We start from the raw sequence: 26,338 nt of genomic DNA, 5'->3' as shown, positions 1-26,338 counted from the left end.
TGGTCATCACCGTGGCGGTCGGCATGGCGATGCTGGGCGTGGGCCTGATGATCAACAGCCAGGTCGGGCTGATGAAGGGCTACTGGGACGACAAGATCGAGATCTCGGTCTACCTGTGCACCAAGGCCTCCGCCATGGAGAACTGCCAGGGCAAGGAGATCACCAAGGCCCAGACCAAGGCGCTCCAGACGCTCATCAAGGGCACCCCGGGCGTCGCGGAGGCATTCTTCGAGGACCAGACGATGGCGTACCAGAACTTCCAGAAGCTGTTCGCCACCAGCAAGGCCCTCGTGAGCGCCGCCAGGGTCGAGGACATGCCGCAGTCGTTCCGCATCAAAGTGACAGACCCCAACGACTACGAGTCCGTCGTGCGTGCCCTGACGAGCCAGCCGGGCGTGTCGCTGGTGGTGGACGAGGCCGAGTTGATCGGTTCCTTCTTCGAGATGCTCGACAAACTCGCGTTCAGCGCCCTTGCGGTGGCCATCATCCTGGTGCTGACAGCTGCCCTCCTGATCGGCAACACGGTACGGCTGTCGGCGTTCAACCGGCGTAGGGAGACGAGCATCATGCGGCTGGTCGGCGCGTCCAACCTCTACATCCAGCTCCCGTTCGTCATGGAAGGCCTCATCGCCGGCCTGATCGGCGGCGTGTTCTCTGCGATCATCCTGATCGTCGCGAAGGTCTTCCTCTTCGAGGAGCTGGGGCACTACCTGGGCGGCGCCACCGCGCAGCTGGGCTGGAACGATGTGGCCCAGGCCATCACCATCACCATGGTCATCGGTGTGGTCATCTGTGTGCTGGCATCGTTCGCGACACTCCGCCGCCACCTGAAAGTCTGAGGATCGCCGGCAAAGGGACGGTGCAACAGGCCCGCAACCTGGTCATGGCCTTGGTTTCGCCCCGGCCTCCGCCGGCACATGGGATCATCGCAGGGCTGCAGGCGGGACGTTTAGTCTGCGTGGCGAACGCCATTTGCGAGCTCGGATAGGAGCAGCGCCTCCGCGATGCAGGCCCGTTCGAAGTCAGCCAGGTACAGACTCTCGTCGGTGCTGTGGGCGCGGCTGGCCGGATCACCTCCAGGGCTCGTGATGAGGATGGCAGCCTTCGGGTATGCGGCAGCGAATTCCGCGACGAAGGGGATGGCGCCGCCGCCTCCGAGGTCAACCACGTCGCCGCCGAAGGCCCGCGCATAGGCGCGGCGGGCCGCGTCAATGGCCGGCCCTCGAGTGTCGACCGCGTATGGCTGCGAGGTCTCCGCCTCGGTGACCTCCACGTGCGCCCCCCAGGGCGCGTGGTCGCGGAGGTGCCTGGCCAGGGCTGCGCGGGCCCGTATCGCGTCGTCGCCCGGCGCGATGCGCAGGCTCACCTTGGCTCGGGCGGATGCGGTGAGGGCGTTGGCGGCTTCTGACACAGAGGGCGCGTCGATGGCCAGGACGGTCGCCGCGGGTCCGGCCCAGACCCGATCGGCGATGCCGCCCGAGCCGAGCAGCCTGACGCCGTCGAGCACACCCGCCTCGGCCCGGAACCGTTCTGCGGGATAGCCCGCCTGGGGCGGGCGGCCGGTGACGAGGCCGTCCACCGCGACGTGGCCGTCCTCGTCGTGCAGGGTGGCGAGCAGGCGGCACAGCGCGGTGAGCGCGTCGGGAGCGGCACCGCCGTAGGTGCCGGAATGGACGCTCTCCGCCAGCGTCCGCACCTCGACGACGCAGTTGGCCATGCCGCGCAACGTGGTGGTGAACGAAGGGACGCCCGCTTCGATGTTCTCCGAGTCGGCGAGCACGATCACGTCAGCGGCGAGCCTTTCACGGTACCGGTCGAGGAAGGCGCCGAGCGTCGGGGAACCGATCTCTTCCTCTCCCTCGACCATGACGACGACTCCGACCGGCGGACACCCGCCGTGCGCGCGCAACGCCGCCAGGTGGGTGGCGATGCCCGCCTTGTCGTCGGCGGATCCGCGGCCGTACAGTCGCCCACCGCTTTCGCGCGGCTCGAACGGCCCGCTTGACCACATGGCCGGATCACCGGCGGGCTGCACGTCGTAGTGGGCGTACAGCAGTACGGTGGGACGGCCGGGTGGCGCAGGACAACTGGCGAGGACCACCGGTCGGCCGCCGGGGACGTCGTCCAGTATCTCCACCTCCTGCGCGGCACCGGCGCGGAAGAGCTGTGCCGTCAGCTCCGCGCAGCGGCGCACGTCCTCGGCCGCGGCGGGGTCGGCGCTCACCGACGGGATGCGGATGAGGGCCTCGAGGTCGGCTCTCACACTCGGCAGCACCTTCTGCACGGCGCTCCGCAGGTTATCGTTCACTGATGATCTTCCTTTCCGATCGCGTGTCGAGCCAGGAGGGGAGAAGGGCGAGAGCCAGCACGGCACCGATCAACGCGAAGCCCACCGGATACCCCACAGGCCCGGCCACGAGTCCGAACCCGACGGCGCCGATCCCCATCCCGCCGTCGTAGGCGAGGTTCCACAGCGCGCTCATCCGGCCGAACTCGGGCGGAGAGGACCGTGCGAACATCAGCGCCAGGGTCACGTTCTGGGAGGCGCCGAAGCCGGCGCCGAAGAGCGCCGCCCCCACGATCACCGCATAGGGGTTGTCGAGCCAGACGAGCCCGGCCATCCCGATGACCGCGGTGAGCACCGCCGGCACCAGCAGGACGGACTGACCATGGCGGTCGCCGTACCGGCCGGCCGCCCACCGTGCGAGGGGCATGGCACAGGAGTGTGCGAGCAGCGCCGTCGCAGCCGTGCCTTGTGAGCCGGTGGGGACGGCCAGTGGCAGAAACGTCAGCAGCACACCGGCTGCCAGCGTGATCGTCGCGAAGACGGTGACGGGCCGGGCGAGACCGGCGTTGCGCAGAGCGGGAAGGACGCCCCCGTGCTGCTCGACCGGCGCCGCCCCTGTGGGCAGCCAGGGAATCCCGATGAGCGCGAGCAGCGCCAGCCCCGTCCCCGCGAGGAAGACCGGTCCGTAGCCGATGAGCGGAACCAGCCACAAGCCGATCGGCAGGCCCAGGATCGCGGGGATCCCAACGGCCACGCCGTACACGCCCAGGGCTTCGCCCCGGCGCTCGGCCGGAGCCAGCTCGGCCACCAGGGCGGGGCCCGCCACGACCACGATGGCCAGACCAGCTCCGCGCGCCAGGCTCGTGGCCAGCACCATCGGCAACGCAGAAGACAGGACCAGCAGGGCCGAGGGGACGCCGAGAAAGAGGACGCCCAGTGCCATGCCGACGCGGTAGCCGTACCGGCCCAGAAACGTCGGCATGATCAGTTCCATGAGCACTGTCGCCAGCATGGTGACGCCGGTGGACAGCCCAGCGCCCAGATCTCCTGAACCGCTTGATGCCGTGTACAGCGGAACGATGGGAAGAAGCAGGTAGAAGCTGGTCATCGAGGCGAGCGAGGTCATCCCCAGGAGGACCATCGGACGGCTGAGCAGCGGTTGCGCTCCGGTTTGGATCACCAGGCCAGTCTCGACAGAATGGCAGCGGGACGGATCGGGCGAATGCCCTATCCGGCATCCCTAGATTCCTCGAGATCTGAAAGCCTGAGTCCATGGTCTTCGTAGGCAGGGGTGCGGAGCTGGCCGTTCTGGGCAAGGCCTACGCACGTGCCAGAGGAGGCTCGCCCGCCACCGTGCTGCTCGGCGGCGAAGCCGGGGTGGGCAAGACCCGGCTGATCGCCGAATTCGCGGCGCCGCTGACCGGGGAGGCGTGGCTGCTCCCCGGGGACTGCCCCCAGGTGGGCGAGAACGGCCTGGCGTTCGCGCCGTTCACCGCCATGCTGCGCCACCTGATGCGGAAGATCGGCGCGGACGGCTTCCTCCGCCTCCTGCCCCGCGGCGAGCCCGGTGAGGTCGGCAGGCTGCTCCCACTCCTGGGCCGACCCGCCGGCGACGGTGATCCCGCACTGACGCAGGCGCGGCTCTTCGAAGAGATCCTCACCCTCTTCGAGAACCTCGCCGAGGACCGGCCCTTGGTGATCGTCGCAGAGGACGTGCACTGGAGCGATCGATCCAGCCGGGAGCTGCTCGACTTCCTCATCAGAAACCAGCAGGCCGCCGCGGCCTTTCTCCTGGTCGTGACCTACCGAAGCGACCAACTGCACCGGACGCATCCACTCCGCCCGGTGCTGGCCGAATGGGATCGCAGGCCGTGGGCGACCCGGATGGAGCTCAGCCGGCTCAGCAGGGGCGAGGTGGTCCGGCAGCTTCGCGGCCTGCTCGGCGGCGAGCCGGACCCCGCGGTTGTCGAGGACGTCTTCCGGCGCAGCGAGGGCAACCCGCTGTTCGTCGAGGCGCTGTCAGCCGGCGCGGGCGCGCCGGTGCCCGCGTCCATTCGCGACCTGCTGATCACGCCGCTCGACCGGCTGCCCTCACAGACCCGGAGGGTGGTCCAAGCCGCGGCCGTCGGCGGCGCCCGGGTCGGCCACGTGCTGATGCGCACCGTCACCGGGCTGGACGACGCCGACCTCACAGAGGCGTTGCGCCCAGCGGTGAGCGCGAACCTCCTCCTGATCGAGGATGACATGTACGCGTTCCGTCATGCGCTGATCCAGGAGGTGCTCTACGACGACATGCTTCCCGGAGAACGCGGACACCTCCACGTACGCTATGCCGAAGCCCTGGAGAGGGACCCGGAGCTCGCCCCACTGGGCCGGGCGGCGTACGAGTCCGCCCTGCACTGGCACGCCGCCAAGCGCCGGCCGTCCAAGACGCTGGCGGCCGCGCGCCGGGCCGCCGCCGAGGCCGCGGCGTCACTGGCGCACGCTGAACAGCTGCACATGCTGCTTCGTGTGCTGGAGCTGTGGGAGCAGGCGCCCGATCCGGCGACGTCCAGGGCCGACGTGCTCGACGAAGCGGTGCGCGCCGCCATCGCCGCAGGCGAGAACGCGACCGCCATCCAACTGGTGGAGACAGCGCTCTCGGCCGATGTCGATCCCGCGCGGGCCGGTTGGCTGATGGCCCACCGCGGCGAACTGCGCCACCTCCTCGGCATACCGGGAGATCTGGACGATCTACGCGAGGCCGCTCGTGTGACACCGCGCGAGCATCCGGCACGCGCGACCGTACTCAATCTGCTCGCCAATCGTCTCCTCACGATCCCCCAGGAAGCCGAAGGCCGCGTCGCCGCCCGCGAGGCGCTGGAAGCGGCGCAGGCCGTGGGCGATGCCAAGGCCGAGGTCATCGCCACCGTCAACCTGACGTACGCGCAGGCACGAGCCGGCGACCTCGACGCACAGCTGCCCCACCTGATCGACGCCCAGGCGACGGCCCGCCGCATGGGCGATCAGGGCGCGCTCCTGCATGCCTATCGCTGTGAGGCGGACGTCCTACAGGGCGCCGGCCGATACGCCGAAGCGGCCGAAGCGGCCCGCCAGGGACTCGCCGCCGCCACACGGTCGGGCCTCGCCCGTACGGCGGGCCCGACCCACGCGGGGAACCTCGCGGAGGCGCTGATCGCGCTGGGCCGGTGGGACGAGGCCGCCGAGATCGTCGAGCACGCCCTGCATCTCACCCCGACACCCAGCCTTCGCGCGTACCTGACGGTGCTGGTCGGCACGATCGCGCTGGCCAGAGGTGACCTTGGAGCCGCACAGGACGCCGCGGCCCACGCCCGCGAAGTCTTCACCAGAGGCACGTCTTATGCCCAAGACCACCTCTTGCTGGTGCGCATGGAGGTGGATCTCCGCAAAGCGCAGGGGCGCACGGCCGATGCCGCGCGACTCGTGGAGGAGGCGCTGAGCAGTGGGAAGACGAGCCCGCGCTACCTGTGGCCGGTGATCGAAGCAGGCGCGTCCCTACCTGTTCCCGGCCTGCCCGAGACCGCGGCCGCGTTGCCGGTGATCGGGCCCGTCCAAGAAGCCCACCGCCTCGCCTACACCGCCGAAACCGGACGGCCGGACCTGTGGCCATGCGTCACGGCCGCGTGGACGGATCTTCACCAGCCATACGCTCAGGCTCTGGCCCTGTTGCGCGCCGCGGAACACGCCACGGAAGCGGGAGACCGCGCCTCGGCCTCCTCCCAGCTGACCGAAGCCGCCCGGGAGGCGGACCGCCTGCGAGCAGAGCCCCTGCGTGCCCGGATCGAACGGCTGGCGCGCCTGGCTCGGATCCCTCTCATCGCACAGGGCGAGACCGATCCGGCAGAGGAGCGCAACTTCGACCTCACGCCGCGCGAGCGGGAAGTGCTGCGGCTGCTCACCGACGGCCGCACCAACCGGCAGATCGCGGAGGAACTGTTCATCTCGGTCAAGACGGCGGGTGCGCATGTGAGCAACATCCTCGCCAAGCTCGGCGTACGCAGCCGCGTCCAGGCCGCCACCGCTGCCTACCGGCACGAGTTGATCTAGGCGGGGCCCACTCGGGTTCGAGCGATCTGTGCGGAGGACTAGGAACAGCCGGACGTTCATAGTCCTGTGCGCTACCGTGCGTTTTGTTCCGTACTCGTGTGCGCGACGGTGAGGTCCCCGCATCGACAGCGGGCGGGGACAGATCGTCGAGCGGGGCGTGCTGACCCGGCGCTCGAGCGGCGGCCGGAGACTCGGCCGGGTGCCGGCGGCGGTCGAGACGGTGATGGCCGAGGTGATCCGTGCGCGGTGACGTTCACGGCTCGTCGGCCGCACAACGTAGGAAAGGATCACGTCGCGTGCTGGTCAGCGCTGCCGGCGCCGCCCTCACGTGCTTCCCGCATCTTCCCCGTGGCGATGAAGTCGACCGCGATCCGGTAGAAACTGGCGATCGATTCGCCTCCTTCCACCCCACTACGGAACTGCTTGCGCACTTTCGCGAATGGGAAGGCTGTGCTGCCATCAGACAGGAGTACACCCCACCCATCATCGTCCGACCTGTGCCACCTGCCGCCCGTGGCTGCGGCGATGCATGCGCCGAGGAACGAGCCGAGCACGCCGACCAGGCCGTCGATCTGCTCCAGGTCGAAGTCCGGCCGAGAACGCTGGCGCTCGATGAAGCCCTCGACCCACTCGACAGACTCCCGGTTGAGGCCGAAGTCCACGTCACTCAGTGGCCCGAGCTGGTCGATGGCGAGGCTAACGTTCGCCTGGATCTGCGGCAGTTCCTGTTCGTCCATCCGAGGATGGTTGCATCAGCCGCAAATCTGATCAACGCGGTTTCTGGCTCGACGTCCTCACCGGGAAGCGCTCTTCGGAGCCGGATGCGCATAGGAGAGGGCGGTGTAAGAGCCAGGCATACAGGTGTGGTGCTGTTCTTGCACCTTCACAAGGAGGTGTGCTGCGTTGGCCTGCAGAGCCCCCGGTCGGTCGATGAGGGTTCGCGGTGCTGTGGAAGGGCGGCGGCCCTCATGCCTGCCAGGACCTGCACCAGCCAGGGCGCAGGGGCAGGTAGATCCGGTTAGCAGGGGTTGTCTGCCGCAGCTGCGGCGGGCTCGGTCTCGGATCGGGCGGCTGCGAGGGTCTTGTGGACGACGCCGACGGAGACCTTCACTCCGGCGGCGATGGTGCGGATTGATTCGCCGCGCTGGCGGCGGGCGAGGATGGCGGCGCGTTTGTCGTCGTCGACGACGGGTCGCCGGCCGCCGACCCTGCCGCGTTTGCGGGCGGCCTCCAGGCCGTTGTTGGTCTTGCGGACGATGTCGCGGCGGCGGTCTTCGGCCAGGGCGAGGGCCAGGTCGAGGATCAGGGAGCGTTCGGTGTGCTCGCCGGCGGCGATGCCCTCCAGCACTTTGACGCCGATGCCGCGCTGGAACAGGTCGTTGAGGACGATCAGCCCCTCGAGGAGGTTGCGGCCGAGCCGGTCGACCTCCTGGACGGTGAGCAGGTCGCCGTCGCGGATGTAGGACAGGGCGTTCAGCAGATCGGGCCGGTCGTCGGTGGCGAGCTCGCCGCTGATCTTCTCTTCGAAGACCTTCCAGCAGAGGGGTTCGAGGGCGTCGTGCTGGCGCTGGGTGTTCTGTTTGTCGGTGCTGCCCCGGACCAGGCCGATGAGCGCCATTCGGGGAGTGTCTCCGTTCATCAAACGTGCTTTGCGAGGAAGGTGAACACTGTCGGAAAATGAACGCTTTGGCGGGGTGGGGCGGCGCTTTTTGGCGGGTTCTCGTTCGTGTTCGTCAGACGACGACCGTTAGATGAACGCCTGGAAGCGGTCGCCAGCGCGACGCCGCCCACGGGGCTGGCGCATGCGCGGGAGGCGCCCGCCACCTGCGTGGTGGCGGGGCCCTCTTTCACGGTGTCAGCCGCCGTACGACGGTCCCGGGAAGTGGTGCCGGGGGTGGGTCCGGCTCACGACCTTGCGAGGCGGCATGCCTCGGCGGCGTGTTGCGCTCCAACGCCGCTGACAATGAGGGTCGTCATACATGCCCTGTAGTTACCGTGTGCGGTGCCAAAACGCGGATCCTGCTGCTGATCTGGGCGTTTGCCGGGTGATCAGGCTGCTCTGCGGTACTCGCCGATCAGTCCTGTGACGGTCCTTCGGCGGTGGATCCAGGAGGTCATGTCGATCACTTCGCTGGGGTTGTGCAAGGGCGGGTGGAGGGAACGGCCCTGATGCGGGCGATGATGGTGGAAATGGTGCTCGTACTAGGTCAGGACCTTACGCAGGTGCCGCTCGCCATGGATGAGCAGGTGATCGAGGCACTCACGGCGTAGCGTTCCCACGAACCGTTCGGCGAACGCGGTCGCTCGTGGTGACCGGACGGGCGTCTTGATGACCCGCACGCCAGCGGCGGTGAACACCTCATCGAAGGAGCGGAAGAACTAGCCGTCACGGTCCCGGATGAGAAACCTGAAGGCGCCGGCGCGTTCACCCAGGTCCATCAGCAGGTTCCGGGCCTGCTGGGTGGTCCATGCGCCGGTCGGGTTGGAGGTGACGCCCGGCACGTGCACGCGGCGTGTCTCGATCTCCATGACGAACAAGACGTACAGGCGCTTGGGGAACACGGTGTCGATGTGCAGGAAGTCGCAGGCCAGGATGCCGGAGGCTTGTGAGGTGAGGAATTGTCGCCAGGTAGGTGAGGTCTGGCGTGGCGCTGGGCCGAGGCCGGCCGCTCGGCGGTGCGGTGGCCGGTTTGAGGGTTCTGCATCCCGGCGTTGAGTACCACTGCGTCCGACTGCTCGGCGATCTCACCCGGCCCGGCGTGGCACGGAACCTGGCCTGCGCCCCGGCTGCGGGCACGCTTGCTGGTACGGCAATCGCGGAAAGTAGGTCTGCCATTCCGTCTCCCGCAATCCTCTGCCATCTCGGCCAGCAGCTTGCGGCCCTCGACTGCTCGTTCGTAGACGGACTCCCGTCGGGTGCCGAGAATCGCCGCGAGCTAGCCAAAGGAGTAGCCGCGGGGCTTTTCCTGGTTGACCGCGATGGCGATGTTCATCGCGTCTCACAGATGCTCGCGTAGGGGGCTCGACGTGGACGAGGCCGACCGGGTCGTCGGACAGCCGGCGGGCGAGCGCGTTCACCATCCGGTGCAGCATGGCGACGTACTCCTCGGTCTCCACGACTCGGTCTCCACGACGCGCTTGCGGTGCCTGCCGGAAGCGGAAGACCTCATCGCGCGGTCACCCCCAATCCGTCGGCCTGGCAAAGCTGTCGGTCGGAGGCAGAGCGCGGGCGGGGGCCTGCTTTCTGACGGTGCCATGAGCGGTGCCGAGTTCGGCTGCTGGACGGCGGAAGGAGCCAGTGCACAAAGGCCGCGGCTGGGAGTGTCGTGGAGGATGGGAATGGGACGATCTGGACAAGTCGTGGACCTCCGAATAGGGGTAGGCGCGACAGTGGGGGAGACCGTGGGGAGACCGGCAGTAATGGACAGGCCCGGTTCCATACGGAATTCCGGGCACTATCCGTCCTTGAGCGGATCATCTGTCAGAGCTGTGACCTGGTGAACTGCTGGTTCTGGCCGCTGTTGCAGGGATATTGCTTGAACTGCACGTCGTTGGCGGTGGACGAGCTGGGCAGGTCCGCGCACTTGCCCGAGTGCCTGGCCACCAGCCGCACATAGCCGCCGCCCGCGTCCTGCAGCGTCCACTGCTGGTTGGTGCCGGTGCCGCAGCCGTACTGGTGCAGCGCGGCCCCGTCGGCGGTGCTGACGCCGTTGACGTCCAGGCATCTGGCGGAGTTGCGGGCGACGATCTGCACGTAGCCGCCGCTGATGGACTGGATGCGCCACTGCTGGTTCGTGCCGCCGTTGCAGTCGTACTGGATGATGGCCGCCGAGTTCGCCGTCGAGCCGTTGCGTACGTCGGCGCACTTGCCCGAGTGCCGCACCGTGAGCCGGTCGTAGCCGGAGCCGGCGGTGGCGAGCGTGCCGGCGGCGGCGTCGATGGTGAGCTGGCGGGCGTTGGACAGGCTCATGGTGGTGTTGCCGCTGAACTGGATCGGCAGCCACACGTAGCGCGAGTCGTTGACCGGGCCGCCCCACGCGCCGGCCCAGCGGTCGCCCAGGTAGAGGTAGGAGGTGCCCGAGGTGCCCTGGACCGGGAGCACGTACGCCGGCTGGGAGCCGAAGGTGAGACCGTCGCCCGCGTTCTGCCAGGCGCTCCAGGTGCCGGTGATGCTGGTGGCGGTGGCGTACTTGGCCTGGTTGGGCTGCCAGCCGGTGGCGCCCGAGGTGAGCAGGAAGTACACGCCGTTGCGCTTGAACATGGCCGGCGCCTCCCGGTGGTCGCCGTCCCACATGCGCGCCAGTGTGGCCACGTCGGTGAAGTCGGAGGTCAGCCGGTAGATGTGCAGGTCGTAGTTCTCGTCGGCGGCGGAGATCATGTAGCCGGCGCCGTCGGAGTCCACGTACGCGGTGATGTCGCGGGACATGTGGCCGAGCGGACGGAAGCTGCGCAGGTAGGTGTAGTTGCCGTCCACCGTGTTCGACACGGCCACCGCCGCCCGCGCCTCGCCGTAGTCGCGGCCGTTCTCCTTGTGCATCCACATGACGAACCGGCCGGTGGCGGCGTTGTAGATCACTTTGGGGCGTTCGATGTTGGCGACCTGCAGTTCGGCGGCGCTGGACTGGGTCAGCACGTGGTTGCGGAACTCCCAGTTGCGCAGGTCGGAGGAGCGGTAGGCCGAGACGTAGCGGAAGGTGCCGTCGGAGTTGCGGTTCTCGCCGAACCAGTAGTAGTAGGAGCCGACCTTCAGCACGCCGCCGCCGTGGGCGTGCAGCAGGTTGCCGGAGGTGTCGGTGAACTGCGCGCCGATCGGCACCGTGACGGGGGCCGCGGCCTGGGCGGGCAGGGCGGGTAACGCGGGCAGGAGGGCGAGGATGAGTGCGGCGAGCAAGGGCAGGACGCGGGACATGAGGAGTGCTCCTATCAGCCTTTGATGCCGGTGAGCAGGACGCCCCTGACGATCCATCGCTGGGCGATGAGGAAGAGGGCGACCAGGGGGAGGATGGCGACGAGCGCGCCGGCGAACAGCGCCGGCAGGTTGACGGCCTGCTGGTTGAGGTTGGTGGACAGCGCCACCTGCACCGTCCAGAACTCCGGGTCCTGGCCGATGACCAGCGGCCACAGGAAGGCGTTCCAGTGCTCGATGAAGGACAGGATGCCGAGCGAGGCGAACAGGGCACCGGAGTTCGGCAGCGCCAGCCGCGCGTACAGGCCGAGATGGCCCAGGCCGTCCACCCGGCCCGCGTCCTCAAGCTCGCGCGGGAAGCGCAGGTAGAAGCCGCGGAACAGCAGCACCGCGAACGCGCTGAACAGCCCGGGGACGATCAGCCCCCACAACGTGTTCACCCCGCCCAGGGAGCCGACCACGACGAACGTCGGGATGAACGTGGCCGCGCCCGGCACCATCATCGTGGCGATGATGAAGAAGAACACCGGTTTCGCCGCGGCCACGGGGATGCGGGCCAGCGCGTACCCGGCCATGGAGGCCAGCAGCGTGGACAGCGGCGCGGAGATCGCCGAGATGAGCGTGGAGTTCCACAACGCGTGCGCCAGCGGCACCGCCTCGTTGCCGAACGCGTCGGCGAACCCCTGGAAGGTGACCGTCTCCGGCCACCAGCGCCACTCCAGCGAGCCCAGCTCCCGCCTGGTCATCAGCGCGTTGCGGATGAGCAGGTAGAAGGGCAGCAGGAACGGCACCGCGAAGACCATCACGGCCGCGTACGAGCCCAGACGCCGCCCCCTCATCGCCCCTCCTCCTCGGCGGTCCTGCCGAACCCGGCGAAGCGGCCCTGCAGCAGCGTGAACGCCACGATCAGCACGGTGATGACGAACGCGCCCGCCGACCCGGCGCCGTAGTTCTGCTCGCCGAGCGCCGTCTGGAACAGGTAGATCAGCGGCGTACGGCCCTCCGCGCCGCCCAGCCCCGACAGGTTGGAGGCCAGGATGTTGTAGAACTCGTCGAATGCCTGGAACGCGTTGATGATCAGCAGCAGCACCACCGCGACCGAGGTGTTGCGCAGCAGCGGCCAGGTGATGTGCCGGAACAGCCGGCCCTCCGACTCTGCCCCGTCCACCCTGGCCGCCTCGTAGAGCTGCGCCGGGATCTGCTGGATGCCGGCCAGGAACAGGATCATGTAGAAGCCGGTCTGCAGCCACAACCGCACGGTGACCAGCACGATCCAGTACAGCGGCGGGTCCACGGTGGCCACCCAGCCGATCGACTCCTCGTATCCCAGCAGGTAGGCCAGGCTGTTGGCGACCCCGGACGGCGTGCCGCTGAACAGGCTCATCTTCCACACCAGCGCGCCGACCACGTACGAGACCGCCGCCGGGATGAAGAACGTCGTGCGGAACAGCGCCCGGCCCGCGCGCAGCCGGTTGACCAGCACCGCCAGGCCCAGCGCCAGCGCGAACGTGACCGGCACGATGAACAGCGTGAACAGCAGGATCGTCACCAGCGACCTGGTGAAGGCCGGATCGCCCAGCAGCCGCCGGTAGTTCTCCAGGCCGTTCCAGTCGCCCAGCGCGATCGTGCCGCGGGCGTCGTTGAAGCTGAGCAGCAGCCCCCAGCCGATGGCGACGTACTTGAACAGGAATAGCCCGGCCACCATCGGCAGCGTGAGCAGCAGGAACGCGCGCCAGGCCGGCCAGCGGGAGGTCCACCGCCCGGCGGCCGTGGTCGTCATAGCACGGGCACCTTGTCCAGGATGTCCTGCGAGCGTCCGGCCGCCTCGGACAGCGTCCTCTTCGGATCGGCGCCCTTCTTGACGATCGCGGTGACCGCGTCGGTGTACGGCTGGCGCACCTCGGGCGTCCACAACGCCGGCTGCTTGGTGCCGTGGGCGGCCACCGCGTCCATGACGGTCTTGGCCGGTCCCGCGCTCAGCTTGCCGGCCTGGGCGGCGGCGCTGTTGCGGGGCGGGATGTGGAAGCCGTAGGCCAGATTCCAGTCGGTCTGCGCGGCGGTGTTGTCCACCCACAACCAGCGCACGTACCGCTTGGCCGCCTCCAGGTTGCGGCTCTTGCCGTTGACGACCTGCACCCAGCCGCCCATGTTGACCACCGCCTGCCCGCCGGGGCCGAACGGCGGCAGCGCGAAGGCGTCGAAGTCGTCGCCGATCGCCTCGGTCAGGCCGGGCACGGCCCACATGCCGACCCACTGCATGGCCGCCGCTCCGTTGATCAGCGCGCCGGGATCCCACCAGTCCGTGGAGTAGCCCTGCAGGGTCGCCTTGCTGTCGTAGAGCTCCTTGAGCGCGGTCAGCGCCCGGACCACCTTCGGGTCGTCATAGGTGATCTCGCGGTCGTCGATCAGCAGGTCGCCGTTGGACCACGGCACCATCTGGCCCAGCGGGCCGACGCCGTCGTTGCCCGCGAACAGGCCCTTCTGCTTGCCCTGGGTGAGCTTCCTGGCCGCCGCCGAGAACTCGGCGAAGCTCGTCGGCACGCTCACGCCGGCCTTGGCGAACAGCGACTTGCGGTAGAAGACCAGCATCGGGTCGATGACCATGGGCACCGCGTACACCTTGCCGCCCCACGTGTACGGCGCCAGCACCTTGGTGTTGAAGTCGGCCTTCTCCGCGCCCAGCACCTCATCCAGCGGGGTGACCTGGCCGGCCTTGACCATGTTGGGGCTGACGTCGTTGACCTCGTACACGTCCGGGCCGTCGGGGGTGAGCACGGCGGCCGTCCACTTCGTGGCGTAGTCGCCGGGGATCCAGGAGACCTTGACCGCGATGTCGGGGTTGGCCTTGGTGAAGTCGGCGGCGTACCTCATGGCCGCCTGCTGCGTGCCCTCCTCGCCGTACTCGTGGTACCAGTGCGTCAAGGTGATCTTCGCCGCGCCGCTTCCCGCGGGGGCGTCGTTCCTGGCCAGCGGGTCCGCGGTGGAACACGCGGAGACGGCCGCGCCGGCGACGAAGAGCACGGAGCCCTTGAGCAGTCCGCGCCTGGTGATTTCCCTGTCCATCGGGGCCACCTCTCGTGGGGGGAGTGAGCCGGGGCCGATGTGAGGTAACCGGTTACTTCAGACGTCGTTGCCCGGACGCTAGACGCGACTCCCACGCCGGTCAATGCACTGTTAACTTTTCGTTACAAACGTTGTGGGGCCGGGGTTGACGGCTCCCAGAGGATCTCTTAGCGTCCTGGGCATTGCTCAAGTAACCGATTACCTGATCGGGAGGGCGCATGAGCACACCCAAGCGCGTCACCATCAGGGACGTGGCCGGCCGCGCCGGGGTCTCGGTCGCCACCGTCTCCCGGGTGCTGGGCGGTGAATATCCGGTGCTCGCGGCCACCCGCAACAAGGTCCTGCGCGCCGTGCGCGAGCTCGACTTCGTGCCCAACGCCCACGCCAGGGCTCTGTCGGCGGCCCGCCCCGGCGCGATCGCGATCGTGGTCAACAGCGTCGCCGTCCCGTACTACGCGCTGATCGCCCAGGGCGTGGAGGAGCAGGCCGCCCAGGAGGGCAGGCTGTCGCTGATCTGCACCACCGGCGGCGACACCGGCCGCGAACTGTCGATCGTGCAACTCCTGCGCGAGCAGCGGGCCGAGGCCGTCATCCTGGTCGGCAGCGTGATCGTGGACGAGGAGTACCGCAAGCGGATGACCGAGTACGCGCACGCCCTGGCCGCCGCCGGCTCCCGCCTGGTCCTGTGCGGGCGGCCACCGCTGGGGGAGGGGGTGCCCGCCCTGGTGGTCGGCTTCGACAACACCGGCGGCGCGCACGCCGTGACCGCGCACCTGCTGTCGGCGGGCCACCGCAGGATCCTCTACCTGGGCCTGCGCCCCGGCCACACCACCTCCGACAGCCGCGTGGCCGGCTACCGCAGCGCGCTGGCCGAGCACGGCGTGCCCGCGGACGCGTCGCTGGAGGTCGAGGCCGAGTTCGACCGGCAGTCCGGCTACGACGCGATGAACCGCCGCCTGGCCGCGGGGCCGCCCGACTTCACCGCGATCTTCGCCGGCAACGACCTGCTCGCCTCGGGGGCGATCCAGGCGCTGGGCGAGCACGGGCTGCGCGTGCCCGCCGAGATGTCGATCGTCGGCTACGACGACGTGCCGCCCGCCCAGGACCTGCGCCTGACCACCGTGCACCTGCCGCACGACGAGCTCGGCAGGACCGCCGTGCGCCTGGCGCTCGGCCGGCTCACCACCAGCCCCATGACGCTGGGCACCCACATCGTGGTGCGCGATTCGGTACGGTCCCTCGGCCCCCGCTGATGTGCCCGGTGATGTGCCCGGTGATGCCACTTGTGGCGTTCGCCATGCGGCCGCCGCTGCTGCCCGAGTTGTTCCCCCTCGATCTGCGCGCCCGCCTGTCCCTGGTCACGCGGGTGCACGAGCGGGTGATCGACGCCTTCGACGGGCCCCTCGACGCGGAGATCCTGATCACCGGATGGGGCTGCCCGCGCATCGACGCCGGCGTGCTGGCGGCCGCGCCCCGGCTGCGGGCCGTCGTGCACGCGGCCGGCAGCGTCAAGGGGCACCTGACGGAGGCGGTGTTCGACCGGGGCATCGCGGTGTCGTCGGCGGCGCGGGCCAACGCGGTGCCGGTGGCCGAGTTCACGCTGGCCATGCTGGTGCTGGCGGCCAAGCAGGCCTATCCCAGGGCGCGCGCGTACGCGGCGGGCTCCTGGTCGGGCGACGCGCTGCCCGGCGTGGCCACCCCCGGCGACCGGGGCGGGCTGGCGGGCACGGCCGTCGGGGTCATCGGCGCCTCGCGGGTGGGCCGGCTGGTGATCGGCGGCCTGCGCGGGCACGGGGCGGAGATCCTGCTCAGCGACCCGTACGCGACGCCGGCGCAGGCGGCGCGGCTGGGCGCGCGGGTGGTCCCGCTGGACGCGCTGTGCCGGGAGGCGGAGCTGGTCACGGTGCACGCGCCGGAACTGCCCGAGACGCGCGGCCTGCTGGACGAGCGCCGCCTGTCGCTGCTGCGCGACGGCGCCGTGGTGATCAACACCGCGCGTGGCGCGCTGATCGACACCGACGCCCTCGTACGGCACTGCTCCGGCGGCCGGATCGGCGCCGTGCTCGACGTGACGGATCCCGAGCCGCTGCCGCCCGGTCATCCGCTGCTCGGCCTGCCGAACGTGCTCATCACCCCGCACATCAGCGGGGCCAGGGGGCGGGAGCTGCGGCGGCTGGGGGAGTTCGCGGTGGGGGAGGTGGAACGGCTGGCCCGCGGCCGCCCGCTGCGCGGCGCGGTACGCGTCGCGGACCTGCACAGGATCGCCTGAAGTTTGTGGCGGCCCGTTCGGCAGATCGCCTGAAGGTTGGCGGCGGACCTGCTCGGCGGATCGCCTATAGCTTGGCGGCGGGCTGCGCCGGCTCGGCATGGGTGGCCGCGTGCCGGGCCTCGCGGCGGTGGCCCGGCAGGGTGAGCGTGATCGCCGCCGCCACCAGCGCGGCGCCGCAGCCGATGAGCATGCCGGTACGGAACCCGCCCTCCGACGGCACCGGATGCCCGCCGAAGTCGATGGTGAGCTGCGACAGGACGAGCCCGACCACCGCGGCCGACACGGTGGTGCCGATGGAGCGCATCAGCGTGTTGAAGCTGTTGGCGGCGCCGGTCTCCGAGCGCGGCACGGCGCCCATGATGAGGGCGGGCATCGCGCCGTAGGCGAACCCGACGCCGATGCTGCAGACGCAGGTGACGATCAGCAGGCCACAGGCGGAGCCGAGCAGCAACATGGAGGAGCCGTACCCGAACGCCATGACGAGGCTGCCGACGATCAGCGTGACCTTGGGGCCGCGGGCGGCCGACAGGCGCGCGCCGATGGGAGAGACGATCATCATCATCAGTCCGGCGGGCGCCATCCACAGGCCGGCGGCCAGCATCGACTGGCCCAGTCCGTAACCGGTGGCCGTGGGGAGCTGCAGGATCTGCATGACGATCAGCGACTGGGCGTACATGGAGAAGCCGACCACGATCGAGGCCAGGTTGGTCAGCAGCACCTGCGGGCGGGCGGTGACGCGCAGGTCCACCAGCGGGTCGCGGACGCGCAGCTCCCACCAGCCCCACACGAGCAGCAGCACGACCGCGGCGGCCAGCAGGCCGAGCGTGATGCCGCTGCCCCAGCCCCAGTCGGCGCCCTTGGAGACGCCCAGCAGCAGGCACACCAGGCCCGCGCCCAGGCCGAGCGCGCCGAGCAGGTCGATGCGCCCCTTCGCGGCCGCCGGCGTGACCGGCACCAGCAGCCAGATGAGCGCGGCCACCCCCAGGCTCAGCGCGGCCGTGGCCCAGAACAGCACCCGCCAGCTCGCGTACTCGGCCACTGCGGCGGCGATCGGCAGGCCCAGCGCGCCGCCGATGCCCATGGAGGAGCTCATCAGCGCGATGGAGGGGCCGAGCCGGTGGGGCGGCAGCACGTCGCGCAGGGCGCTGATGCCCAGCGGGATCATGCCCATGCCCATGCCCTGCAGGCCCCGCCCGATCAGCATCGGGGTCAGTGAACCGGCCAGCGCGCAGATGACACAGCCCGCGATCAGGGGGATCGAGCAGATGAGCATCATGCGGCGCTTGCCGTACAGGTCGCCCAGCCGGCCCATCACCGGGGTCGTGACCGCGCCGGCCAGCAGGGTCGCCGTGATCACCCAGGAGGCGTTCGACGCGCTGGTGCCCAGCAGCTTCGGCAGCTCGCCGATCAGCGGCACGACCAGGGTCTGGGTGAGCGAGGCGACGATGCCGGCCACGGCCATCACGGTGACGATGCCGTTGGATCTGGAACTGGGCTCTTCCACGCGAATCCCCCTGTTTGCGTACGAAGTTGGAAGCGATGTGCACTCTACACATAGTGTGTTACATGCACACGTTGTGGGGGTTACGCGTTAGGGTGGCCCGCACCGGATGAAGAAGGATCGGCATGGACAAGCCCACGCACCTGATCGAGTACGAGACCATGCTGCTCGGGCAGCATCGCCACCTCGACCGCAGCGCGTACATCCTGCTCAGCCGCATCCGGATGGAGGGCATGATGTCCATCGGCCAGCTCAGCGAGGCGTTCGGGCTGGACGTCTCCACTCTCAACCGGCACACCTCGGCGCTGCTGCGCGACGGGCTGGCCGAGCGCATCGCCGATCCCGGGGGCGGGATCGCCCGCAAGTTCCGCCTCACCGAGGAGGGGGAGCGCTTCCTGGAGGCCGAGCGCGCCAGGAACCTCTACGGGCTGGACAAGGTGCTCGCCGGGTGGACGGCCGACGAGGTCGCCGCCTTCGCCGCCTACCTCAAGCGCTTCAACACCGACATCGAACGCCTCGGCGGCCGGCCCTGGCCCCGCCACGGGCGCGGCTCCCCGCAGGACAGCGCCGCCGGAGTGTAGCGCTGACCAGGCGTGTCGTGGTGTGCGGGGCGGGTTGCGGGGTAGCCGGACGGCGTGAGTCAAGACGGGGAACTCGAATTCGGCTTCGCCTTCGAGCAGCGGTACCGGCCGTTGCTCGCCCTGCTCGGCATCAACCCCGGCACCTGCCGGCTGACGCTGACCGATGAACTGCTGCGGGTGCGGTTCGGGCCGTGGCTGGTGTTGTCGCCCCGGGCCAACGTGGCCGGGGCCGAGCTGTCCGGCCCCTTCTCGCCGGTCAAGGCGCTGGGGGTGCGCATGTCGCTGAAGGACGGCGGGCTCACCTTCGGCAGCAGCACGCGGCGCGGGGTCTGTATCCGGTTCCACCGCTCGGTGTCCGGCAGCGAACCGCTCGGCGTGCTGCGCCATCCCGCGCTGACCGTCACCGTCGAGGACCCCGACCGGCTGGCCGGCCTGCTCGCCGAACGGATGCCGTCGCGCGTCCCGCCCGCCTGAGCGGGTGAGCGCTCGCTTGAGCGGGCGGGAGCATGCCTGAGCGGGGGTGCATGCCTGAAGCGGGTGGGCGCATGCCTGAAGCGGGCGTCCGCCGTTTATACGTCTGATGGGCGGGCGGTGGCGGGTGGGGGAGTGGTGGACTGGCCGTTCGGGTGGGCTTCCAAGGGCGGCAGGTAGGGGCCGAAGTGGTCGGCCAGGAGGTCGGCGACGGCCTCGGCGTCGTGAGTTCCATCGACCTCGACCACCCGGATGCCGAGGCGGCGCGCGGATCGTACGGCGTCGCCGGCGACGAGACGGTCCCGTTCGAGCCGGTTGCGCTGCGCCCGCTCGGGGTCGCTGACGTTCTGGTCGAGGGCGCCGGCGCGGGGGAGCACCCTGACCTGGTTCTCGCGGAACGCGTCGGTCGGCACCATCACGACCATCTGCCGGAGCGAGCCGACGATCGGGGCGACCAGCTCGGGACGCAGACCCCAGCCCTCGGCCAGTACGGGACGTCCGGAGGTCAGCCCGCGCAGGTCGTCCAGGGCCCACTCGAAACGGGCCGGGAAGCCGGACAGCGTGTCGGCGGCCATCTCGTCAGGAGTGCTGTTCACCCAGACCGCGTCGGGGTCGGGACCGGTCAGGGGTTCGCCGAGCGAGACCCGCCGGGCGATGCGGCGGGCGTCGTGGCCCCGGGAGTCGTGGTAGTCGTAGTGGTAGGCGGTCAGTCCGTACCGGTGGGCCAGCAGCCGGGCCACGGTGGACTTGCCGGCCCACTGCCCGCCGCCGATCCACAGAGCCCGGCCGAGCGTGCCGAACGGATCCCACACCTCGTTGCTCATGAACACCTTTCCATTGACCTGCGGTCATATCTGGATGGGTATCGACCAAAGCCCAATATCACTATTAGACGCCGCGTGATCATATCTGCTTTGCTCGTGAGCTCCGCCATGAACCGTAATGACGAGCAAGGAACTGACATGCGACACCCCCGCGCCGCCGCCGCGCTGCCCGCGACCGCCCTGGCGATCTCCCTCCTGACGGGCGGCGCCCTCGGCGCAGGCACGGCCTCTGCCGAGACCCCGGCCGCCGTCACGATCCCGGCCGTCGCGACCTCTGCCGTCGCGACCCCTGCCATCGTGACCCCGGCCGCCGTCGAGGCGCAGGTCGGCAAGGAGTTGCGCGCCCTGGAGAAGTCCTTCAAGGGCCGCATCGGCGCGTACGCCCTCGACACGGCCACCGGCAAGACGGTGTCCTACCGCTCCGGCGAGCGTTTCCCCATGTTGTCGACCTTCAAGGCGCCCCTCTGCGCCGCCGTGCTGAAGAAGGCGCGCACCGGCAGCCCCGGCCTGATGGACCGGCTCATCAAGTGGACGAAGGAGGACATGACGCCCAACTCACCGGTCACCGAGAAGCACATCGAGGACGGCCTGACCGTCTCGCAACTGTGCCACGCGGCCATCACCCAGAGCGACGGCACCGCCTCCAACCTGCTACTCAAGCAGATCGGCGGGCCGGCGGGGCTGACCAAGTACTTCCGCACCCTGGGCGACCGCGTCTCCCGCTGGGACCGCTGGCACCCCGAGCTCAACGACTGGACGCCCAAGGAGAAGCGCGACACCACCACGCCCGCCGCCATCGCCCGGGACCTGCGCCTGCTGGCGACCGGGGACGCGCTGCACGCCGATGACCGCAAGCAGTTGCTCGACTGGATGCGCGAGGCCAAGCTCGGCCCCGACCGCATCCCCGCCGGGCTGCCCAAGACCTGGACGATCGCCCACAAGACCGGCACCAACTCCGACGGCTTCGGTGGCGGGAACGACCTGGCCGTCGTCTGGCCGGGCAAGTCCGGCGCGCCCATCATCATGGCGGTCTACACCAACCGCACCCCGGGCCTTCCCACCGACAACAAGACCATCGCCAAGACCGCGACCATCCTGGCCGAAGGACTCGGCAAGCTCTGAGCCCACCCTTGGGCCGGGGCATGCACGCAGGCCCCGGCCCTCAGAGCCCCTCAGCCTTGAAGGCCCCCCAGCCATCTGGGCTGCGGGCCTGGCGGGTGCCCCGGTGGTCAGGGTTGCTGGCCGGCGGTCAGGTCGGCCTCCAGTTCGGCGGCGGTGGCGAGGTCGCCGGCGGCGGCCTCGCGCTCGTCCGGGGTCAGTTCCAGGTCGCCCAGCTCGGCCAGCGCCGCCGCCGCCCCGTCCCGGTCGCCGGTGCGCAGCCGAAGCTCGGCCAGGTACACCAGCGCCGGCAGCCGCTGGGCCGGCGAGGCGTCGGAGTGGCGGGCCAGGCCGATCTCCAGCACGCGGATGCCCGCCGCCTCGTCACCGTGGGAGTCCCCCTGACGGGCGGCGGTGGCCACCACCCGCGCCAGCCGGCCCTCCGACGGGTCCTCCTCCTCGGCCTTGCGCCGGCTGATCCGCAGCCAGTTCCCGCCGGGGTCCACCACCATGAACCCGCCCGTCGTCCCCTGCATGCGCCGTGGCCGGGTCATCCGCGGGATCCCGGAGACCGGCACCTTCCCGAACGCGGCCCGCAAACCGGCCGCGAACGCCTTGTACAACGGTTCGGTGTCGTCCACCACCACGACGATGCTCCCCATCGACTCGGCCGGATCGAACTCGGGCACGCCGAACAGGCCCACCTGGATCCCGCCCCGGCGGACGTCGGCGTAGGGGTTGGGGCGCTCCTGGCGGTAGGTCACCTCGAACCCGAGCGCCTCGTAGAAGGGCAGGACGTCGTCGAGGTGGCGGCAGGGCAGCAGGGGGATGACGGTTTCCGCTCGCATGCAAAACATCGTACAGTGTTCGGAGTATTGATGCGGGAGAATATTCCGATGGAATATGCGGGAAGCGGCGATCCGGCACGCACGATGGCCCTGCTCTGGGACGGGCTGCCGGCTCCGCGGCGCGGCCCCCGGCAGCGGCTGGAGCTGCCGCGCATCGTGGACGCCGCCATCGCCGAGGCCGACAGCGCCGGTCCGGCCGCGCTGTCGATGCGCACGCTCGCCAGGACGCTCGGCGTCGGCACCGCGTCGCTGTACACGTACGTGCCCGGCAAGGCCGAACTGCTGGAGCTGATGGTCGACCGGGTGGTGGGCAGGCAGCCCCTGCCCGGCGCGGACGCCGGGTGGCGGGCGGGGCTGCGCGAGATCGCCTGCTCCGACCTGGCCGCCTACCGGGCCCATCCGTGGCTGCTGCAGGTGGCCACGTCGCGGACCGTGTTCGGGCCGAACGTCCTGCGCCGGTACGAGGCCACGCTGACCCTGCTCGACGGGCACGGCCTGGCCCCCGGCGACCTGGTGAAGTGCGCGGCGGCCGTGGAGTCGTACACCCGGGGCGCGGCCTCGGCCGTCGTGGAGGCGGAGCAGGCGCCCGCGCAGACCGGCACCAGCGACGACGAGTGGTGGGAGCGGCGGGTCCCGTTCCTGGAGGAGCGCATGGACGGGCGGTTCCCGCTGCTTGGGGCCCTGGGCGGCGCGGGGGCGTTCGCGGTGTCGGACATGGCGGCGCCGTACCTTCCGCGGCGGGCCCTCGATCGTTTCCTCTTCGGCCTTGACCTGTTGCTGGACTCCATCGGCCAGCGCATCGCCGGCACGTAATCCGGCGGCGGTCCTCCGGCGAATCACCTGAACGGCGACAGAGCCGGCCGGGGGATGGAGTGCGACGATGACCGTGGACGACCGCTTCGGGCACGATCTCGGGGAGGAACGCAGGAATCGGGTGGCCGGCACCTTCAGCGAGGCCGTGACCGATCCGGTCTCGGACTGGGCGACCGATTTCTCCCACGTCGATCCGGCGTGGGCGGCGGATCCGTACCCGATCCAGGATGATCTGCGGCGGCGCTGCCCGATCGCGCACACCGAGCGGTTCGGCGGCGTGTGGTTGCCGACGCGGTACGAGGACGTGGCGGCGGTCGCCTACGACACCGAGCGTTTCTCCTCCCGGGCGATCATCGTCAGCAACAACAAGCCGCCGCTCGACCTGGCCCCGGCGGGCGACGCCCCGCCCATCACCTCCGACCCGCCGTTCCACCACGACGCCCGCAGGCTGCTGCTGCCGGCGTTCACCAAGAGCGCGGTGGCCAAACGGGAGGAGGCGACGCGGGCGTTCTGTCATGAGCTGATCGACTCTTTCGAGGGGCGGGACGTCGTGGACGCGGCGTCCGAGTACGCCCAGCACATTCCGACGCGGGTGATCGCCGATATGCTCGGCCTGCCGCCCGGCGACGGCCCCCGCTTCCGGGTGTTCGTGGAGAACGTCCTCGAAAGCGCCGGACGGCCGCCCGAGGAACGCATCGCACACTTCGACGAACTGTCCGACTACCTCGTCGCGCAGATCCACGACCACCTCGCCAGGCCGCGCGACGACCTGACCACGTACCTCATCAACGCCGAACTCCACGGCGCGAAGCTGGACCCCGTGCACCTGGTGGGCACGATGATGTTGCTGCTCATCGCGGGCATCGACACCTCGTGGAGCGCGATCGGGGCGTCGTTGTGGCATCTGGCCAGGACTCCGGCCGACCGGGAGCGGCTGGTGGCCGAGCCGGAGCTGCTGCCGACCGCGATGGAGGAACTCCTGCGCGCCTACGCGCCGGTCACCATGGCCCGGCTGGTCAAGGAGGACATGCGCTGGAACGGCGTGGACATGAGGGCCGACGACTGGATCCTGCTGTCCTTCCCCGCCGCCAACCGCGACCCGGCCCAGTTCGACCGCGCGGACGAGGTGATCATCGACCGCGAGGTCAACCGGCACGCCGCCTTCGGTCTCGGCGTCCACCGCTGCGTCGGCTCGCACCTGGCCCGCATGGAGCTCCGGGTCGCCCTGGAGGTCTGGCTGGCCCGCGTCCCCGCCTTCGCCCTGGCGGACCCGGCGGCGGTGACGTGGGCCGCCGGCCAGGTACGCGGCCCCCGTACCCTCCCCTTGCGGATCCTCTGAGCGATCCGCGGGTATGGCAGTCCCCAACCGACCGGAGGGAGTCTCCGATGAAGTTGCGCATCGACCCGGAACGCTGCCAGGGCCACGGCCGCTGCTACGACCTGGCCCCCGGCGTCTTCACCGCCGACGACGAAGGCTACGGGCAGGTGATCGGCGACGGCACGGTGCCCCAGGACCAGGAACACCCCGCCCGCCTGGCGGTGTCCAACTGCCCGGAACGCGCCATCGACCCCCTCTAAATCCCTCATGCCGGCGGCCACGGCGCGAAGGCGTTGGTCACGCCGCCGAGCGCCGGCGCCAGCTCGGGATGGTGGCGCACCAGCACCTCGACCATGCCGGTCCGGTCGATCCAGTCCAGCCCTTCCGGACTGTAGATCTCCGGCGTGTACAGATCGGTGAAGAACGGGTCGCTCTTGAGCCGGCGGGAGGCCATCAGCACGAAGAGGCGGAAGGCGCTGTCGGACATCCCGAAACCCCGCGGCTTGGGCTCGGCCAGCAGCCCGACGGTGACGTCCACCCGTTCGGGATCGCCGTCGTAGACCTCCTCCAGCTCGCGCGCCGTCCCGGAATCGCCGGCCATCCCCGTGAACCCGGTCACCGGCCGCATGCCGAGCGCGCGGCGGAAGTCGTTGTAGCGGGGGACGCCGCGCTCGCGGTCGCGCAGGATGTCCAGGGTGCCGACGTCGATGCGCTCGCCGTTGACGCGGACCAGGTCACGCATGGCGTTGGGGTGGTTGTGCAGGGTCAGCGCCCCGGGATTCATGACGCCGAAGGAGTAGAGCCAGTCGGGCATGGCGTGCCGCCGGGTGGCGTCACGGGTGTGCCGCCCCTGGATGGTCATCAGCTCCTCGGTGGCGATCAGCGACCCGTCCCGGTACGAGCGGACCGGGTAGTCGTCGCGGATCAGCGGATGCATCCGGTAGGAGGTGACGAACTCCTCCGTCATCGAGAACTGGGCGCCGTGGTGGTCCATCGGCGAGCCCAGGATGCCCGACAACACCTCGCCGTCCCCGATCCGGCCACGCCGGCGGCGGAATCCGGGGCCGAGCAGCCCGGCCCAGTTGACGTTCATGCCCACGCGCACGGCCGTGTTGTCCAGGATGCCCGGGGTCCACTCCACGGTGTGGATCTTGGCCATGACGGCGGCGTTGACCAGGCGGGCGGTCTGGAAGAGCCGCTCGTCGTCCCAGGAGGGGTAGGCCGCGCGCAACATGTCGCAGATCGCGTTGTGCTCCTTGACGAACAGGGTGTGCATGAGCGCCAGGCCCACCCAGTAGTTGTCGTTGAACCCGGTCAGGTCGATCCCGGCCAGGCTCGGGTCGTTCTCCTGCGGCAGCAGCCCGTCCCGGAGGATCATCCGGCCGTCCTCGCCGGTCCGCAACGACCGGCAGCGCCGCTCGGAGCTGCCGTAGAGCTGCGAGCCGTCCCACCAGTGCGTGACGATGTTCTCGTACGTCGGCGGGGCGCCCGGCGCGGTCGCGGGCGTGGGGTCGAGCCGGCTGCGGCGCACCCGCATCATCGGCTCGTGCCACGGGTCGCCGTCGGCGATCGGCACCTTGATGGGCCCGGCCCGGTGGTTGTCGCCGTGGCTGAACCAGTCGTGGTTCTGGAACTGCACCCACGCGGCGGCCAGCATGTTGAGCGACTCCGCCGGCACGAACTCGCGCCTGACCAGCAGCCGGTTGGCCACCTCGCGGGGGTTGGGCGACAGCAGGCCCTCCGGGTCGGGGTGGGCCATCTCCAGCGGGGCGTTGCGGTCGAAGCGCGTGCCCGCCCGGCCCATGGCGACGTCGCCCGGGTCGTAGCCGGACCCGTCGTAGCTGCGGTGACACGGCCTGCCGGGTGACGGGGTGCGTCCCGGCTCGCCGCCCGCCGCGTAGGTGTCGTGGAGGTTGCGCCGGCGCATCCGCCGGCGGATCCCGGCCAGCGCCAGCATCTGGAGCAGGGTCGGGAGCTCGTACCATTCCCTCTTCGCCCAGGTCATGACCTTCCGTTCTTCACAACGAGTAATCTGTTGACTACTCTTGGTCGTACCCTTGAACGGAGATGGGCATGCCGGGAGGCACTTCTTGACCCTCGTGCGCGAAGCCGTCCGGGACGTGGCCCGCTCCCACGGCGTGACCTCGGTCTTCGGCAATCCGGGCTCGGCCGAGTTGCCGATGCTCGACCGGTTCCCGGCGGACCTGCGCGTCCACCAGGGCATCAAGAAGCTGCTGGACCCGCTGGGCATCCTCAATCCCGGCAAGGTCCTGCCGGGATGACACCGAATC

At 70.1% G+C, this 26,338-nt stretch carries 24 protein-coding genes; 11 read left to right on the top strand and 13 right to left on the bottom strand.

What is annotated here, in order from left to right:
- A partial coding sequence (gene ftsX, locus AB0I81_RS31040) for a permease-like cell division protein FtsX (RefSeq protein WP_360663585.1) occupies window positions 1-839 on the top strand: 839 nt, incomplete at its 5' end.
- Between the two features lie 110 nt (window positions 840-949).
- On the opposite strand, the gene AB0I81_RS31035 is transcribed toward ftsX, so the two are convergent.
- Entirely contained in the window at window positions 950-2,308 is a 1,359-nt protein-coding gene (locus AB0I81_RS31035; RefSeq protein WP_360663583.1) for a M20/M25/M40 family metallo-hydrolase, read from the bottom strand.
- Window positions 2,298-3,467, bottom strand: coding sequence for an MFS transporter (locus AB0I81_RS31030; RefSeq protein ID WP_360663581.1), 1,170 nt, complete (start codon window positions 3,465-3,467; stop codon window positions 2,298-2,300). The genes AB0I81_RS31035 and AB0I81_RS31030 overlap by 11 nt, the downstream gene beginning before the upstream one ends.
- A gap of 92 nt (window positions 3,468-3,559) precedes the next feature.
- Here AB0I81_RS31030 and AB0I81_RS31025 point away from each other — a divergent pair, with 92 nt between their 5' ends.
- Entirely contained in the window at window positions 3,560-6,355 is a 2,796-nt protein-coding gene (locus tag AB0I81_RS31025) for an AAA family ATPase (protein WP_360663579.1), read from the top strand.
- Window positions 6,356-6,642: 287 nt separating this feature from the next.
- Here AB0I81_RS31025 and AB0I81_RS31020 read toward each other — a convergent pair whose 3' ends face one another.
- The 7 genes from AB0I81_RS31020 to AB0I81_RS30990 form a co-directional block, all read right to left on the bottom strand.
- The gene (locus AB0I81_RS31020) at window positions 6,643-7,092 is read right to left on the bottom strand and encodes a hypothetical protein (RefSeq protein WP_360663577.1); all 450 of its coding nucleotides are present in this window, start codon (window positions 7,090-7,092) and stop codon (window positions 6,643-6,645) included.
- Between the two features lie 281 nt (window positions 7,093-7,373).
- Window positions 7,374-7,973 carry a recombinase family protein gene (locus AB0I81_RS31015; RefSeq protein WP_360663575.1) on the bottom strand — a complete coding sequence of 200 codons (600 nt, stop codon included), beginning with the start codon at window positions 7,971-7,973 and terminating at the stop codon, window positions 7,374-7,376.
- 761 nt (window positions 7,974-8,734) lie between these two features.
- Complete coding sequence (locus AB0I81_RS31010; protein ID WP_360663573.1) at window positions 8,735-8,917, bottom strand: hypothetical protein; 183 nt, start codon at window positions 8,915-8,917, stop codon at window positions 8,735-8,737.
- Window positions 8,918-9,836: 919 nt separating this feature from the next.
- Window positions 9,837-11,264 carry an RICIN domain-containing protein gene (locus AB0I81_RS31005; RefSeq protein ID WP_360663571.1) on the bottom strand — a complete coding sequence of 476 codons (1,428 nt, stop codon included), beginning with the start codon at window positions 11,262-11,264 and terminating at the stop codon, window positions 9,837-9,839.
- A 14-nt stretch (window positions 11,265-11,278) separates the two neighbouring features.
- The gene (locus AB0I81_RS31000; protein WP_360663569.1) at window positions 11,279-12,100 is read right to left on the bottom strand and encodes a carbohydrate ABC transporter permease; all 822 of its coding nucleotides are present in this window, start codon (window positions 12,098-12,100) and stop codon (window positions 11,279-11,281) included.
- Window positions 12,097-13,041, bottom strand: coding sequence for a sugar ABC transporter permease (locus AB0I81_RS30995; protein ID WP_360663567.1), 945 nt, complete (start codon window positions 13,039-13,041; stop codon window positions 12,097-12,099). Before AB0I81_RS30995 ends, AB0I81_RS31000 begins: the two co-directional genes overlap by 4 nt.
- On the bottom strand, window positions 13,038-14,324 hold the full coding sequence (locus AB0I81_RS30990; RefSeq protein ID WP_360663565.1) for an extracellular solute-binding protein: 1,287 nt from the start codon (window positions 14,322-14,324) through the stop codon (window positions 13,038-13,040). Before AB0I81_RS30990 ends, AB0I81_RS30995 begins: the two co-directional genes overlap by 4 nt.
- Window positions 14,325-14,542: 218 nt before the next feature.
- On the opposite strand from AB0I81_RS30990, the gene AB0I81_RS30985 reads away from it, so the two are divergent.
- Entirely contained in the window at window positions 14,543-15,577 is a 1,035-nt protein-coding gene (locus AB0I81_RS30985; RefSeq protein ID WP_360663563.1) for a LacI family DNA-binding transcriptional regulator, read from the top strand.
- Between the two features lie 23 nt (window positions 15,578-15,600).
- The gene (locus AB0I81_RS30980; protein WP_360663596.1) at window positions 15,601-16,593 is read left to right on the top strand and encodes a hydroxyacid dehydrogenase; all 993 of its coding nucleotides are present in this window, start codon (window positions 15,601-15,603) and stop codon (window positions 16,591-16,593) included.
- Window positions 16,594-16,657: 64 nt separating this feature from the next.
- Here the strand turns inward: AB0I81_RS30980 and AB0I81_RS30975 are convergent, their stop codons facing one another.
- Window positions 16,658-18,097: an MFS transporter gene (locus AB0I81_RS30975; protein ID WP_360663561.1), complete on the bottom strand. Its 1,440-nt coding sequence runs from the start codon at window positions 18,095-18,097 to the stop codon at window positions 16,658-16,660.
- A gap of 122 nt (window positions 18,098-18,219) precedes the next feature.
- Here AB0I81_RS30975 and AB0I81_RS30970 point away from each other — a divergent pair, with 122 nt between their 5' ends.
- Together AB0I81_RS30970 and AB0I81_RS30965 are read left to right on the top strand one after the other, a co-directional pair.
- Window positions 18,220-18,675: a MarR family transcriptional regulator gene (locus AB0I81_RS30970; protein ID WP_360663559.1), complete on the top strand. Its 456-nt coding sequence runs from the start codon at window positions 18,220-18,222 to the stop codon at window positions 18,673-18,675.
- A gap of 54 nt (window positions 18,676-18,729) precedes the next feature.
- Window positions 18,730-19,149 (top strand): hypothetical protein, encoded by a 420-nt coding sequence (locus tag AB0I81_RS30965; RefSeq protein WP_360663557.1) that lies wholly within the window; start codon window positions 18,730-18,732, stop codon window positions 19,147-19,149.
- A gap of 95 nt (window positions 19,150-19,244) precedes the next feature.
- On the opposite strand, the gene AB0I81_RS30960 is transcribed toward AB0I81_RS30965, so the two are convergent.
- On the bottom strand, window positions 19,245-19,970 hold the full coding sequence (locus AB0I81_RS30960; RefSeq protein ID WP_360663555.1) for a hypothetical protein: 726 nt from the start codon (window positions 19,968-19,970) through the stop codon (window positions 19,245-19,247).
- Window positions 19,971-20,108: 138 nt separating this feature from the next.
- Between AB0I81_RS30960 and bla the strand changes: the two genes are divergently transcribed.
- Window positions 20,109-21,092, top strand: a complete 984-nt coding sequence (gene bla, locus AB0I81_RS30955) for a class A beta-lactamase (RefSeq protein WP_360663553.1) — start codon at window positions 20,109-20,111, stop codon at window positions 21,090-21,092.
- 107 nt (window positions 21,093-21,199) lie between these two features.
- Here bla and AB0I81_RS30950 read toward each other — a convergent pair whose 3' ends face one another.
- Window positions 21,200-21,916 (bottom strand): VOC family protein, encoded by a 717-nt coding sequence (locus tag AB0I81_RS30950; RefSeq protein WP_360663551.1) that lies wholly within the window; start codon window positions 21,914-21,916, stop codon window positions 21,200-21,202.
- Window positions 21,917-21,964: 48 nt separating this feature from the next.
- Here AB0I81_RS30950 and AB0I81_RS30945 point away from each other — a divergent pair, with 48 nt between their 5' ends.
- The 3 genes from AB0I81_RS30945 (at window position 21,965) to AB0I81_RS30935 (ending at window position 24,307) form a co-directional block, all read left to right on the top strand.
- On the top strand, window positions 21,965-22,729 hold the full coding sequence (locus tag AB0I81_RS30945; protein WP_360663549.1) for a TetR/AcrR family transcriptional regulator: 765 nt from the start codon (window positions 21,965-21,967) through the stop codon (window positions 22,727-22,729).
- Between the two features lie 67 nt (window positions 22,730-22,796).
- Window positions 22,797-24,068 carry a cytochrome P450 gene (locus AB0I81_RS30940; RefSeq protein ID WP_360663547.1) on the top strand — a complete coding sequence of 424 codons (1,272 nt, stop codon included), beginning with the start codon at window positions 22,797-22,799 and terminating at the stop codon, window positions 24,066-24,068.
- Between the two features lie 47 nt (window positions 24,069-24,115).
- On the top strand, window positions 24,116-24,307 hold the full coding sequence (locus tag AB0I81_RS30935) for a ferredoxin (RefSeq protein WP_360663545.1): 192 nt from the start codon (window positions 24,116-24,118) through the stop codon (window positions 24,305-24,307).
- Between the two features lie 5 nt (window positions 24,308-24,312).
- Here AB0I81_RS30935 and AB0I81_RS30930 read toward each other — a convergent pair whose 3' ends face one another.
- On the bottom strand, window positions 24,313-26,052 hold the full coding sequence (locus tag AB0I81_RS30930) for a peroxidase family protein (RefSeq protein ID WP_360663543.1): 1,740 nt from the start codon (window positions 26,050-26,052) through the stop codon (window positions 24,313-24,315).
- Between the two features lie 94 nt (window positions 26,053-26,146).
- On the opposite strand from AB0I81_RS30930, the gene AB0I81_RS30925 reads away from it, so the two are divergent.
- On the top strand, window positions 26,147-26,329 hold the full coding sequence (locus AB0I81_RS30925; RefSeq protein WP_360663594.1) for an FAD-linked oxidase C-terminal domain-containing protein: 183 nt from the start codon (window positions 26,147-26,149) through the stop codon (window positions 26,327-26,329).
- Window positions 26,330-26,338: the final 9 nt, after the last annotated feature.

This window comes from Nonomuraea sp. NPDC050404 (assembly GCF_040655495.1).
In the GTDB taxonomy this organism is placed as follows: domain Bacteria; phylum Actinomycetota; class Actinomycetes; order Streptosporangiales; family Streptosporangiaceae; genus Nonomuraea.
This window is presented reverse-complemented; position numbering and strand designations above follow the sequence as displayed.

Excerpts from the sequence above, each read along its gene's own strand:
- AB0I81_RS30980 (WP_360663596.1), top strand. The coding sequence starts at position 15,601 with ATGCCACTTGTGGCGTTCGCCATGCGGCCGCCGCTGCTGCCCGAGTTG.
- AB0I81_RS30985 (WP_360663563.1), top strand. The coding sequence starts at position 14,543 with ATGAGCACACCCAAGCGCGTCACCATCAGGGACGTGGCCGGCCGCGCC.
- AB0I81_RS31005 (WP_360663571.1), bottom strand. The coding sequence starts at position 11,264 with ATGTCCCGCGTCCTGCCCTTGCTCGCCGCACTCATCCTCGCCCTCCTG.
- AB0I81_RS30950 (WP_360663551.1), bottom strand. The coding sequence starts at position 21,916 with ATGCGAGCGGAAACCGTCATCCCCCTGCTGCCCTGCCGCCACCTCGAC.
- AB0I81_RS30940 (WP_360663547.1), top strand. The coding sequence starts at position 22,797 with ATGACCGTGGACGACCGCTTCGGGCACGATCTCGGGGAGGAACGCAGG.
- AB0I81_RS30995 (WP_360663567.1), bottom strand. The coding sequence starts at position 13,041 with ATGACGACCACGGCCGCCGGGCGGTGGACCTCCCGCTGGCCGGCCTGG.
- AB0I81_RS30945 (WP_360663549.1), top strand. The coding sequence starts at position 21,965 with ATGGAATATGCGGGAAGCGGCGATCCGGCACGCACGATGGCCCTGCTC.
- AB0I81_RS31000 (WP_360663569.1), bottom strand. The coding sequence starts at position 12,100 with ATGAGGGGGCGGCGTCTGGGCTCGTACGCGGCCGTGATGGTCTTCGCG.
- AB0I81_RS30990 (WP_360663565.1), bottom strand. The coding sequence starts at position 14,324 with ATGGACAGGGAAATCACCAGGCGCGGACTGCTCAAGGGCTCCGTGCTC.
- AB0I81_RS31025 (WP_360663579.1), top strand. The coding sequence starts at position 3,560 with ATGGTCTTCGTAGGCAGGGGTGCGGAGCTGGCCGTTCTGGGCAAGGCC.
- AB0I81_RS30960 (WP_360663555.1), bottom strand. The coding sequence starts at position 19,970 with ATGAGCAACGAGGTGTGGGATCCGTTCGGCACGCTCGGCCGGGCTCTG.
- AB0I81_RS30930 (WP_360663543.1), bottom strand. The coding sequence starts at position 26,052 with ATGACCTGGGCGAAGAGGGAATGGTACGAGCTCCCGACCCTGCTCCAG.
- bla (WP_360663553.1), top strand. The coding sequence starts at position 20,109 with ATGCGACACCCCCGCGCCGCCGCCGCGCTGCCCGCGACCGCCCTGGCG.
- AB0I81_RS31015 (WP_360663575.1), bottom strand. The coding sequence starts at position 7,973 with ATGGCGCTCATCGGCCTGGTCCGGGGCAGCACCGACAAACAGAACACC.
- AB0I81_RS31020 (WP_360663577.1), bottom strand. The coding sequence starts at position 7,092 with ATGGACGAACAGGAACTGCCGCAGATCCAGGCGAACGTTAGCCTCGCC.
- AB0I81_RS30970 (WP_360663559.1), top strand. The coding sequence starts at position 18,220 with ATGGACAAGCCCACGCACCTGATCGAGTACGAGACCATGCTGCTCGGG.
- AB0I81_RS30935 (WP_360663545.1), top strand. The coding sequence starts at position 24,116 with ATGAAGTTGCGCATCGACCCGGAACGCTGCCAGGGCCACGGCCGCTGC.